Below are 11,574 nucleotides of genomic sequence, written 5' to 3' on the forward strand. Positions count from 1 at the left end.
GAAACATGGATAATCAAAACCAAAAAACTATCCGTACAGCCTCCGGAAGACGCGAAGGCATTCTGATCGCGCTGGGCAGCAGCCTGACCATTATGGGGTCGGTGATGGTCGCCCCGATGCTACCAAAAATGGGCATGGAATTCGGCCCTACCCACCCTCAGGCTGATATGTTATTGCCACTCGCAATCACAGGCCCGGCGCTGGCAATTGCTATATGTGCCCCCCTGGCTGGCTGGCTTTCAGACCGCACCGGCCGGAAAAACATGCTGATTATTGCAACGCTGTTGTATGCCATCCTGGGGGTACTGCCAGCGTTCCTGAACGGCCTGGATGGCGTGGTGATCTCCCGGTTACTGTTTGGCTGTGCTGAAGCGGCGATTATGACCTGCTGTACTGCGCTGATTGCCGATTACTGGCATGCTGAGGAACGACTCAAATTCGTCAATATGCAGGTGGTCTGCATCGGCTTAGTCGGATCCGCTTTCTTTGTTATTGGCGGGGTGTTAGGCGAACAATCCTGGCGGCTACCCTTCTATCTCTACTTGCTGCCATTGTTGCTGATCCCATTCTTTATGCGGGTACTTTGGGAGCCAAAACACCATGAGGTTCAACAGATTACAGACACTACCTCACGGGTAGCCACCCTACCACTGATCGTGGGGTATAGCATGATCATGTTTGGTATGGTGCTCAACTTTATTGTACCTATCCAGGCCCCCTCTCTGCTGGTTTCCATCGGTGTGGTATCAACCACCAAAATTGGTCTTGCGGCAGGACTTAGCCTGCTGGCCACCCTGGCAGGTTCTCTGCTGTGGCCAGTTTTCCGGAGTTCATTTGGTATTGCTGGCTGTAATGCACTACTGATGGCTTTAATTGCAGTCGGTCTGTGGTTTCTCGCCCACGCTAACACCTATAACAAAGTAATGATTGCGGTAACCATTCACGGCATTGGTGCCGGGATGATGGTGCCCAACATTATGGCCACCATAATGAATGCGTTACCCGCGTCGGTGCGTGGACGTGGTATCGGCGGATTTACGTCATGCCTCTATCTGGGACAGTTCATCAGCCCAATCATTGTTGGCATCGTCATCTCTTTTGGAGTCGATCTGCCAGGAGCCATTGTAAGCCTGGCGATGGCCAGCGCTGTCGTTGCAGCCATCTGGCTCATCTTTAGTCTCGTCAGGAGAAACTCAGGCGCAGACCTGGCAGCTAAACGCGCCGCGTAGCACAGCGGTAACGCCAGCTTGCGATGCTTAATCCCATATAAGCCGGGCCCGGCATACTGCTCTCAATGACTCCGCTGAGTCGGATTGAATTCAGTATGCCGCGTTTCTGCGCTGACATCTCACAGGTTGCCAAACAAAATCGATCAAGCGTTAAATAACCAGATTACAGGTGAACAGTATGAAAGATATCCATAAACTCATGGATGAGTGTGATGCAACGGCGTTAGCCGATCTGATTAAACAAGGTGAAGTCAAAAAAGATGAGTTATTAGAAGCCAGTATTGAGCGCCTGGAGCAGGTTAACCCAGCGCTTAATGCCGTTGCTGAAAAGCTATATCAGAGTGCCCGAAATACCGAACCGGCATCCGGCATATTTGCAGGTATCCCAACACTGACCAAAGACCTGTTCGCCCCCGTCAAAGAAGCACGGATGACAAACGGTTCTTTCGCTCTGGGTGAAGCCCGTCCGCAACTTGATGACTCAGTTGTAACCCGCTTAAGAGCATCAGGGATTCGCTTTATCGGCACCAGCACGGCGCCCGAATTTGGTACCTCTTACACAACAGAGTCGATCCGCTTCGGCGCAACCCATAATCCGTGGAATCTTCAGCACAGCGCAGGCGGATCCAGTGGTGGTGCAGCGGCAATTGTTGCATCGCGGGTGGTTCCCTTTGCCCATGGCAACGATGGCGGTGGTTCACTGCGGGTGCCCGCATCCTGTTGTGGTGTTTTTGGCCTCAAACCATCCCGCGGCAGAGTGCCCAGCGGTCCACTGGTGGGAGAAGGCTGGGGCGGCATGGGAACCGCACACGCAATCACTCTTTCGGTTCGCGACAGCGCTACCCTGCTTGATATTGTCTCAGGTGAAGATCTGGGCGCGCCTTACGCAAGTCCTGCTGACAATAAGCCGTTTGCAGATTCATTGAATGATCCTCTTAAACCTCTGCGGATAGCGCTAATCGAAGATGCGGGGCCATGGACAGTATCACCAGCGGCCCTGGAAAGCGTGCAACACACAGCAAAGCTCTGCAGTCATCTGGGTCATCATGTTGAAGTGGTTAAGTTTCCAGTCGATCTGCTGAACTTTTTTGAAGCCGCATTCAACATTATTGCGCCGAACACTAAAAGTTATGTTGAGATGCTTGGCGATATGCGCGGCTCGCCGGTACAGAATGAAGAGCTGGAACCAGCGACACGCATTATAGTTCGGGAAAAGGGAATGATCAGCGCGGTGCAGTACGTCAGATCCATTGAACATATGCATGCCTTAGGCCGTCAGATGGCTGCTTTCCTACAAAAGTTCGACCTGCTGCTAACGCCGACAGTGGTCAGAGAACCTCCTCAGCTAGGCGAGTTGCACGTACTGGATGAATCGATGTCACTAGAACAGTTTATCGAGCTGTCCCATAGTTACTCGCCCTATACTGCCGTATTTAATGGCACAGGGCAGCCTGCTATGTCAGTGCCCCTGTACTGGAGTAAGAATGATCTGCCAATAGGTTCACACTTTGTTGCTCGTTTTGGAGATGAGGCGACTCTCTTTAAGCTCGCCCGACAGCTGGAACAGCTTCAACCCTGGAATCAAAAAGTCCCCCCGATAAATGCCTGTATGCACTAAGCAACTAAGCAACTAAGTAACTAAGTAACTAAGTAACTAAGCATCGATCAGTATGTATCATCATAGCCCCTCGGGTGCCCGAAGGGCTATTCACTGAATACCCATGCCATTGATGACCAACAGAGGGCAGATACACTGCCTTCTTCTCCTGACTCAGTCGCCCCTCCTGTGAATGCTAACAGGATCACTCACTGCCACTGATCTGGTTTCCCCCCTGCTGCTTGCATATTTGCAGACTACTCTCAGCCCGGTTAAACATCGATTCAGCGCTATCGTCCTCACCCGTCAGCGTGGCGACACCAATGCTTACAGTAAAAGCGATATCAGTTCCCGAATTGGGTGCGGACAGATCTGACACCATATTGCGTACCCGCTCGGCGGCCAGAATCCCCTGCTCCGCATTGGTTTCTGGCAGCAGTATAGCGAAGCCATCTTCACCAACCCGGGCGAGAAAGTCGGCAGTGCGTTTGAGACTGTTGAGCGATTCTGCCAGGCGTTTCAGAATCTGGTCACCCACGTCCCAGCCCCGCTGATCATTAATCAGCCGCAGGCTGTCCACATCAATCAGCATCAGGCTACAGACCCAGTCATAACGGACCGCCTGAGCAATTGACTGAGCCAGCACCGGCATCAGCGCCCGACGGTTGTACATACCGGTAAGCAGATCTCTTTGTATCTGAGAGGATTCCCGCTGAGCCATTTTTCGCCGACTGATATCTTCTATCCGACAGACCACACTGGGCTCATCACCGGACGAAGGAGCCATACGAATCTCAACCCAACAGGATTCCACCATACCCTGCTGTTGCAGATAGATGAACTCGGTCGGGTCAAACAACACCTCTTTAACCATCAGTTGATTCAACCCCAGAGACTTATCAATCATTCCCTGAAGCTGCGAAGCGATCTCCCCGGGGAAGATGTCCGTCAGCTGTTTACCCGTCAGTTCATCCGCGCCTCCCCAGGGGATGGCTGAATCATTATGCGAAGAGAAAATGATCGTACCCTGCTGGCTCAGGATCAGCACATCTTCAGAGAGGACGTTGAGCAGAGCGTCAATTCGGGTTTGAAGAAGGTTGGCATTTTTCATTCGCAACTCCATGACAGATAGGTGTTAAGCCTCACTTATAACACAAGCGGGAGACCTAGCTGAAGGATCGGTTCTCATTCTGTGTAGATAAATCAATTGAACATAAAAAAACCCGCCGAAGCGGGTTTAAAAATTCAAAGATCAGATGCAGTAGCACTTCAGTGGAGGAAAACCGTTGAATTCAACCGAACTGTAACTGGTTGTATACGCCCCGGTAGAAAACCAGTAGAGCCGGTCACCAATCTCTAAGGAAAGCGGCAGCTCATACTTATAGTTTTCATACATGATATCCATACTGTCACAGGTTGGCCCCGCCAGTACTACCTCTTCGCACTCGCCGTCGCGCTCAGTTTCCAGAGGAAACTTGATCGCTTCACCCAGGGTCTCGATAAGGCCATTAAACAATCCTACATCGGTGTAAACCCAACGGTTCAGTGCGGTATGAGATTTACGGGAGATCAGCACAACCTCGCTGACCAGCAAGCCGCTGTCACCCACCAGGGAACGACCCGGTTCCAGAATAATCTGCGGCGGGTTATCACCGAAATCTTCCATCAGATAACGGGTGATCTCTTCACAATAAACAGAAAAATCGTTCGCTTTGGTCAGATATTGCGCCGGAAATCCACCACCCATATTGATCATACGCAGTTCAATATCACACTCACTGCGCAGCCGTTCGAAGATCACCTTCACCTTCGCGATAGCCGCATCCCAGACATCGATCAGGCGCTGCTGTGAGCCGACATGGAAAGAGATGCCATAAGGCTCCAATCCCAGTTTCTTCGCCAGAATAGCCAGGTCCAGCGCCATATCCGGGTTGCAGCCAAACTTACGGGACAACGGCCAGTCAGCACCTTCCGCACCCTCGGTCTGAATACGGATATAGATCCGCGCACCCGGTGCGTATTGGGCAATATTTTCAAGGTCAGCTTCTGAGTCTGTGGCAAACAGGCGCACACCTTTATCGTAAAAATAGCGAATATCTTCACGCTTTTTAATCGTGTTTCCGTAACTGATCCGGTCAGGAGTGACACCATGCGACAACACCTGATCCAGTTCATAAATAGAAGCGATATCAAAGCTTGAACCCAGTCCCGCCAACAGACCCACTATCTGAGGATGTGGATTAGCTTTTACCGCATAGTAGATCGAGGCAAAGTCAAATCCGTTCTTCAGTTCCTGATACTTCTCTGCAACGGTTTGCAGATCGATTAACTGGAATGGAGTCTGATACTGATCGGCCGCTGCTTTCAGGCGAGCCCATTTTTCAGCAGAGATATGATCCGGAAGTTTCATCACTATTTTTACCTGTACTCCTGCCGGTGTCTCCGGCGGACAAGAGGAGGGTTAGCTCCATTAGAAAACGCGCAGTATAGTTAAAACGTCTCAGCTGTAAAGTGAATTTAGCGGCTTCTGAAAATAAATTTTACACTTATAATCAAACCACCATTTCTCCGCCCTGCGTTATAATTTTTTCTATCTCCGCGAAGGACTTTGCTTCATACATAATCTCAAATCCAACCTTGAGTTTACGGGAGATATCGCTGGCTGAGATGATACCCCGGACACGTCTGATTCCCAGTTCGGTTTCATCGACCACCAGCAGATGCTGATCCCCGGAGTTTTTCAGTGTCAGCATGATATCGCCGATGCGGGAGTGACGAATCTGATCAAAGGTCAGTGAACGCAGGTATTGTTTGTGCAGCATAATATGGCCTACGGCCACCTCATTCCGGGCGACACCGTGGTTTTGCATATAAACGATCACTTTGCTGCCGGCAATATCCTGGGCACTGATAACCCCCACAAACCGACCTGCCAGCGTGATAACAAACAGCATTCGCACATGCTGGCTTTTCATCCGTTCAAGAGCATCATCTACGGAGACGCCCTCGGTTACGGTGATCGGCTCGGTCTGACTAAAATCGGTCATAACTTCACTGGCAGGACTGCGAAGACTGATCGGTTCCTGACTGACTTCAGGGCTGAGCAGATGCTCAACTTCACAATTGTCCTGTAAACGTAAAGGATAAAATTCCTGGAACACGGGCACCTCCGGTTGTTATTTTATGGTGTCCTTACAGCATAGTTCTGTTTTACCCTGCCCTGCCAGTATATTAATCGTTAAGCCATTAAAAACTCAGATAAAAGGTCAGCCCCAACCCGGCGACCAACGTCAGTGATACAACGCTGTAAGCGACCAGCACAGACTGATTATCGTCTTTCAGCTCATCGGTTTTACAATCCCAGAAAGGTCTGCGCGCTTCCCTCATTGCTTCCGAGCGGGTTACGCCGATATCACTGAGCGCCCGGTCATCCAGTTGCCTGAGCAGGCGTCTGCTGTAATAGGTTTGCCGGTATTGCTTTAACCGGAGAAGAATCTTAAACATTGTAAAGCCCTCCATATTCAGAGCTTCAGTTTATGGACATATCTGATACCATTACAGATTCAATAATAATTTTAAAAACACAATACAGATTCGAAAACTCCTTATCTGTATTGGTTTAAACGCAATAATCTGTACTGCTTTTTACACTGTATGGGACCATTCTGATGAAACTGTATGAACAAGTTGCCACAACCCTTAAAGATCGTATCGATCTCGGTTATTACCACGAGGGAGACAAACTGCCCTCTGTCAGAGGATTAAGTCAGGAACATGGCGTCAGTATCTCTACCGTGCAGGAAGCCTATGGACTGCTCATTGATGACGGCGTTATTGAGTCCCGCCCCAAATCGGGTTATTACGTTTTACTACGTCAGGCTCCACCCGAACTGCCAGCCACCAGCAGTCCGGCATCGCAACCCCTGGTGGTTGCCCAATGGCAGAAACTCCAACATATGATCAATGAGTACGGCAGCCAGGAAACCACTAAGCTGAGCCTGGCGCTACCTGACACTCATGCCGCCACCCTGAAACCCTTAACAAGACTCATGGCGGAACTCAGCCGCAGTGCCAACCGCAATGTGCTTGATTATGAGCATGCCGCAGGCTCTGACCTGCTGCGCCATCAGATCGCCCGGGTGATGGTGGACTCCGGTTGCCGGATCCACCCGGATGAGATCATTATCACCTCAGGATGTCAGGAAGCGCTGTCCTGCAGTCTGAGAGCGGTGACAGAACCGGGCGATATTGTGGTAGTTGATTCACCCAGCTTCTTTGGTTCGGTTCAGGCGATTAAAATCAACGGCGTAAAAGCGCTGGAAATTCCCACACATCCTGAAACCGGTATCTCCCTTGAAGCACTGGAAATGGCGTTTGAACAATGGCCAATAAAAGCCTGCCTGCTGACGCCGACCAACAATAACCCACTGGGCTATTCAATGCCGGACCAGAATAAAATCCGCCTGCTGGAACTGCTGAACCGCTATGATGTGCCGCTGATTGAGGATGATGTGTACGGTGATCTCAGTTACACCCTGCCCCGGCCGAGAACCATTAAATCCTTTGATACCCAGGGGCGGGTGATCCTCTGTTCCTCGTTTTCCAAGTCTATCGCACCCGGCATACGGGTCGGCTGGATCTCCCCCGGACGCTATCGGGAACATATAATGATGGTTAAATACCTCTCCAGTCTGTCTACCCCTAAGCTGACCCAGATGGCGGTGGCCGAATTCATCGCGCAGGGGTATTACGAAAAACATCTGCGCCGGGTTCGCCGGGATTATCAACGTGACCGCGATGCGGTGATCGGCTGGTTAAAGCGGGAGATGCCGGAAGGCACCCGTATCAGTTACCCTCAGGGAGGTTACCTCCTCTGGGTTGAACTGCCTGAGCAGGTTGACTCCAATGAACTGAACACCCGGGCAAAGGCACGGGGCATCAGTATCGCCCCGGGAACGTTGTTCTCCGCTTCAGGTAAATACCGCAACTTTATGCGGATCTGTTGCGTTAACAGTTCCAATCCGGCACTGGAAAAAGCGATCGTAACGTTAGGGCAACTCAGTAGAGAGCTGATGGCGCAGACGCTGCTGCCTCATGAGTAGACTACTCCAGTTAAATTGCACGTGAAAACATCTCATGATTTACGCTCCAAACTCTGGGATTTTTGACTAGACTTTACTCATACGTCAGGAGACAGCTTACCGGGAAGGTGGTTGTCGTTTTTTATGGCAATCCAAGGGGGATTGAATGTGGATGGATATAACCTGGAGTCACGCGTAAAAAGTCTCGAGGTGCTCACCTCTCTGCTACTAGCAATAACCAACAATTTACAACAGGGTTCACCTGCGCCCTTAGAAACTCTCAGACACCTTCTTAACGCACATCCGGATATTCTTACGGAGGATCTGCTTAATTATATGGAGGAGTTAGAAAACACGGCAAAACTGCTTCAACAACAACAGCACTAGGGTTATTACCTGCAACTGAAACTTGTAAATTTCAACCGCGAATCTGATCGCTGCAACCGATAACCATACCGCTGAGGGCGATAGTCTATTTATCGCCCCAGTGTAACTCGCGCCAGTAAAGCTGCTCAGCTTCAGGCAGAAAGGTCCAGCTCAACAATCGACTGACCTTCATCCCCTGCGACATATTGACCACCCTCACCCGTCGCGCACCGCTATTCTTTAATACCCGCTTAAGCTGGATAATGTTTTCGTGTTTGGAGACCAGGGCACTGAATAGATAACACTGCTGTGAATATTCCCGGCTCTGAGTAATCATTCGCTTCAGAAAAGCCAGTTCACCTCCGTCACACCACAACTCATTACTCTGCCCGCCAAAATTGAGTTTAGCACTGGAGGCGGGTTTACCGAGGTTGCGCAGTTTGCGCCGGTTGCCAGCTTCTGCCGCCTGAGGGGAGCTATGGAAGGGCGGGTTGCAAAGGGTAAAATCAAAACGATCCGCTGGCTTGATCACCTGTCTGAAAATATTCCGGGAGTCTGTTTGTAAGCGACACTCTATCTGCCCCCGCAGAGTTGGATTTGTCTGAACCATCAGATTTACAGTATTCACAGCTATCGGATCTATATCAGTGCCAACAAACTGCCAGCCAAAGGTGCGACAACCAATAATGGGATAGATACCGTTAGCACCTACACCGATATCCAGTCCGGTTATTTTGCGGCCCTTTGGCACAATCCCCCCATTATCGGTCGCCAGCAGATCTGACAGATGATGGATATAATCAGCGCGCCCGGGAATGGGCGGACACAGATAGCCTGCGGGAATATCCCAGAAGCTGATGCCATAACACTGCATCAGCAACGCTTTATTCAGCGCCTTAACCGCATCAGCGTCATGAAAATCGATTGTCTGACTGCCAAACCGGTTAACCGAGACATAGGGACTGAGCTCCTGGCAAACCTGACAAAGCCGGTCAAAATCATAGCGGCCCTGATGGGGGTTGTCAGGATGGAACCGGGCCGTCTGTTTGCCCTCTGGATGCTGTGCTTTAACCATGACCCGAAATCACTCTGCGTTGAATTCCGGGCATTGTATCTTAATATCAGATCAAAAAAGAGCGGTCAGCGTATCTCGATAAAAGGCAACCAGCGTTTCTCCAGATCAGCCGTATCTATATCATACTCACCCACTGGCGGCTGAGAGAGATCATCGGGAGGCGAAGCCAGGAGATTGAGATCCAGTGCCTTTGCAGTACCGCGAATACCTTCATCGGTTAACTTCATTTTGTAGTAGATGCCGTTCCAGAAATTGGCACCAAAGGCTTCCGGCTTCTTAAACATAAATAGCAGGTCATGCTCCAGCCATCTGAGATCATCCGCAGTGACGGTTCTGGGCTGTTCATATGGGTAAGGGATAAAACACCAGAGTTCTGGCCCTTCCAGGCACTTCATCTCTTTCATGGAGAGAAAGTAATCTTTAAACAGATGATGGTCCAGAGTCATCTTATAACTGAACGCCCCCGCCGGGGTGGCGCTGAACACCAGCTCGCCAATAGACTGCTCAGTACCATCTTTCTGCAGCAGATAGATCTGCCTGGTTCCCTCGCTCAAGCCCGCCGCGACGGTCGGTGCCATGGGGACGCACAGGGCAATAAACAGTACTAACCCTCTAGTTATTTTTTTCATCTCAACGCTCCTGATTATTCTCTATCAAGTGTAGGAGGATGAAGCGGAAGCTCTATGGTACTTCCGTACTGTTTTCTCCATCAGTAACGCTGACCTTTAACAATAATATCGTTACAATGCCTGACCCTGTCGGTGCCAGACATAAACAAAACAACACTCACCTGGTGAAGGACTCTGATGAATACTGAATACCTGAAAGGACTCCTGCTCACCTCTCTGGGCGTGCTGGTACTGAGCTTTGATGCCCTGCTGATCAGGCTGATTCAGGCTGAACCATTTAGTCTGCTGTTCTGGCGCGGCCTGCTGCTGGCTCTGATGGTCGCTCTCTGGTGTCGCTACCGTTACCCGGGAAAACCGCTCTTTTATCGCGACTGGGCCAGCATCCGTTCAGCACTGTTTTACAGTATCTGTTCAATACTCTTTGTCACCGCGGTTCATCACACCTCGGTGGCCAATGTCCTGGTTATCATCAGTGCCCAGCCTCTGTTTGCAGCGATTATCGCGCGGCTGTTTATTGGTGAGCGCTCTGCGCCCATTACCTGGATCGCGATAGTGATCTCCATGCTGGGCATCGGCTGGGTCATGAAAGACTCCTGGTCCAGTCCAAACCTCGAAGGGGACCTGATGGCACTCTTTTGTGGTATCGCTCTCGCGGCTAAGTTTGTTAACGACCGCGCCGTAAAACATCGGAATATGACCCCGGCACTGATCACTTCAGGTCTGCTGGTCAGCCTTACCAGTCTTTTCTTTGCCTCACCGCTGGCACTGACCGGTGCCGATTGGGGCTGGATGCTGTTATTGTGTGTTATCGTTGTACCCACCGCTTTTGTCCTGATTACCTTAGGTCCTACGCGTATTTCTGCAGCAGAAGTGGGTATGCTGATGTTGCTGGAAACAGCTTCCGGACCACTGCTGGTGTGGTTGTTTATCGGTGAAGAGCCCAGTCTGGCAGCGCTTCAGGGGGGGGCACTGGTCATCATTACCCTGCTGATTCATGGTTATATACGCTGGAAAAAATAGGCTAGTGTCACGCGGCTAAAAAAACATTTGCATCAGCACTGCTGAATCGTAAGAATAAGACAAATACTTTAGATATTAAGAATCTCATATGCGTAAATTCGAAGACTCTCTGCCACTGCAACTACTCAAAGCCCGGGAAGCGACAATGGCATATTTTCGTCCACTGCTTCAGGAAAACAATATTACTGAGCAGCAATGGCGTGTTCTCAGAGCACTCAAAGCCTATGAGGAACTTGAATCGAAACAGTTAGCCGAGCATTGCTGTATTCTCAGCCCAAGCCTGACAGGCATTATCAAACGCCTTGAGCAACAGGGCTATATCAAACGGAAAAAATCAGAAGAGGATCAGCGACGTACGCTGCTAAGCCTCACAGACAAGGCTCTGAATCTGTTTGAGCGTCTTAGTCCTGATGTTGATTCACGCTACCGGGCGTTTACCGAGCAGTACGGAGCGGAAAAACTCGAACAGCTCACCCGCTTGCTCAGGGAGCTCACTGAACTCGAAGGCCACGCTGACTGAAACCTCAGGGGATAAACTGATTCAGCTGAAGACTGATTCAGCTGAAAAAGTGGCGAC

The 11,574-nt window shown here is 50.5% G+C and carries 11 protein-coding genes; 5 read left to right on the forward strand and 6 right to left on the reverse strand.

Going from position 1 to position 11,574, the window contains the following annotated elements; all coding sequences use genetic code 11:
- Positions 1–5: 5 nt before the first annotated feature.
- Both OCU43_RS13245 and OCU43_RS13250 read left to right on the forward strand, forming a co-directional pair.
- The gene (locus OCU43_RS13245; RefSeq protein WP_091355982.1) at positions 6–1,229 is read left to right on the forward strand and encodes an MFS transporter; all 1,224 of its coding nucleotides are present in this window, start codon (positions 6–8) and stop codon (positions 1,227–1,229) included.
- 178 nt (positions 1,230–1,407) lie between these two features.
- Positions 1,408–2,847, forward strand: a complete 1,440-nt coding sequence (locus tag OCU43_RS13250) for an amidase (RefSeq protein ID WP_091355984.1) — start codon at positions 1,408–1,410, stop codon at positions 2,845–2,847.
- A gap of 184 nt (positions 2,848–3,031) precedes the next feature.
- Here the strand turns inward: OCU43_RS13250 and OCU43_RS13255 are convergent, their stop codons facing one another.
- The 4 genes from OCU43_RS13255 to OCU43_RS13270 form a co-directional block, all read right to left on the reverse strand.
- Entirely contained in the window at positions 3,032–3,937 is a 906-nt protein-coding gene (locus OCU43_RS13255; protein WP_175483464.1) for a sensor domain-containing diguanylate cyclase, read from the reverse strand.
- 141 nt (positions 3,938–4,078) lie between these two features.
- Positions 4,079–5,236, reverse strand: a complete 1,158-nt coding sequence (locus tag OCU43_RS13260) for a type III PLP-dependent enzyme (RefSeq protein ID WP_205210285.1) — start codon at positions 5,234–5,236, stop codon at positions 4,079–4,081.
- Positions 5,237–5,378: 142 nt separating this feature from the next.
- A complete protein-coding gene (locus tag OCU43_RS13265) occupies positions 5,379–5,987 on the reverse strand; it encodes a CBS domain-containing protein (RefSeq protein WP_091355993.1) in 609 nt (202 codons plus the stop codon).
- A gap of 85 nt (positions 5,988–6,072) precedes the next feature.
- Positions 6,073–6,330 carry a DUF1127 domain-containing protein gene (locus OCU43_RS13270; RefSeq protein WP_245756521.1) on the reverse strand — a complete coding sequence of 86 codons (258 nt, stop codon included), beginning with the start codon at positions 6,328–6,330 and terminating at the stop codon, positions 6,073–6,075.
- Between the two features lie 164 nt (positions 6,331–6,494).
- On the opposite strand from OCU43_RS13270, the gene OCU43_RS13275 reads away from it, so the two are divergent.
- Positions 6,495–7,928, forward strand: coding sequence for an aminotransferase-like domain-containing protein (locus OCU43_RS13275; RefSeq protein WP_091355998.1), 1,434 nt, complete (start codon positions 6,495–6,497; stop codon positions 7,926–7,928).
- A 451-nt stretch (positions 7,929–8,379) separates the two neighbouring features.
- Here OCU43_RS13275 and rlmF read toward each other — a convergent pair whose 3' ends face one another.
- Together rlmF and OCU43_RS13285 are read right to left on the reverse strand one after the other, a co-directional pair.
- Positions 8,380–9,348 (reverse strand): 23S rRNA (adenine(1618)-N(6))-methyltransferase RlmF, encoded by a 969-nt coding sequence (rlmF, locus tag OCU43_RS13280; RefSeq protein WP_091356004.1) that lies wholly within the window; start codon positions 9,346–9,348, stop codon positions 8,380–8,382.
- 65 nt (positions 9,349–9,413) lie between these two features.
- On the reverse strand, positions 9,414–9,977 hold the full coding sequence (locus OCU43_RS13285) for a hypothetical protein (protein WP_091356007.1): 564 nt from the start codon (positions 9,975–9,977) through the stop codon (positions 9,414–9,416).
- 177 nt (positions 9,978–10,154) lie between these two features.
- Here OCU43_RS13285 and OCU43_RS13290 point away from each other — a divergent pair, with 177 nt between their 5' ends.
- A complete protein-coding gene (locus OCU43_RS13290) occupies positions 10,155–10,997 on the forward strand; it encodes a DMT family transporter (RefSeq protein WP_091356011.1) in 843 nt (280 codons plus the stop codon).
- 88 nt (positions 10,998–11,085) lie between these two features.
- The gene (gene hpaR / locus OCU43_RS13295) at positions 11,086–11,517 is read left to right on the forward strand and encodes a homoprotocatechuate degradation operon regulator HpaR (RefSeq protein ID WP_091356014.1); all 432 of its coding nucleotides are present in this window, start codon (positions 11,086–11,088) and stop codon (positions 11,515–11,517) included.
- Positions 11,518–11,574: the final 57 nt, after the last annotated feature.

Source organism: Amphritea atlantica (assembly GCF_024347255.1).
GTDB classification, from domain to species: Bacteria; Pseudomonadota; Gammaproteobacteria; order Pseudomonadales; family Balneatricaceae; genus Amphritea; species Amphritea atlantica.

Coding starts and splice junctions, on each gene's coding strand:
- OCU43_RS13245 (WP_091355982.1), top strand. CDS start 6: ATGGATAATCAAAACCAAAAAACTATCCGTACAGCCTCCGGAAGACGC.
- OCU43_RS13250 (WP_091355984.1), top strand. CDS start 1,408: ATGAAAGATATCCATAAACTCATGGATGAGTGTGATGCAACGGCGTTA.
- OCU43_RS13255 (WP_175483464.1), bottom strand. CDS start 3,937: ATGAAAAATGCCAACCTTCTTCAAACCCGAATTGACGCTCTGCTCAAC.
- OCU43_RS13260 (WP_205210285.1), bottom strand. CDS start 5,236: ATGAAACTTCCGGATCATATCTCTGCTGAAAAATGGGCTCGCCTGAAA.
- OCU43_RS13270 (WP_245756521.1), bottom strand. CDS start 6,330: ATGTTTAAGATTCTTCTCCGGTTAAAGCAATACCGGCAAACCTATTAC.
- OCU43_RS13275 (WP_091355998.1), top strand. CDS start 6,495: ATGAAACTGTATGAACAAGTTGCCACAACCCTTAAAGATCGTATCGAT.
- rlmF (WP_091356004.1), bottom strand. CDS start 9,348: ATGGTTAAAGCACAGCATCCAGAGGGCAAACAGACGGCCCGGTTCCAT.
- OCU43_RS13285 (WP_091356007.1), bottom strand. CDS start 9,977: ATGAAAAAAATAACTAGAGGGTTAGTACTGTTTATTGCCCTGTGCGTC.
- OCU43_RS13290 (WP_091356011.1), top strand. CDS start 10,155: ATGAATACTGAATACCTGAAAGGACTCCTGCTCACCTCTCTGGGCGTG.
- hpaR (WP_091356014.1), top strand. CDS start 11,086: ATGCGTAAATTCGAAGACTCTCTGCCACTGCAACTACTCAAAGCCCGG.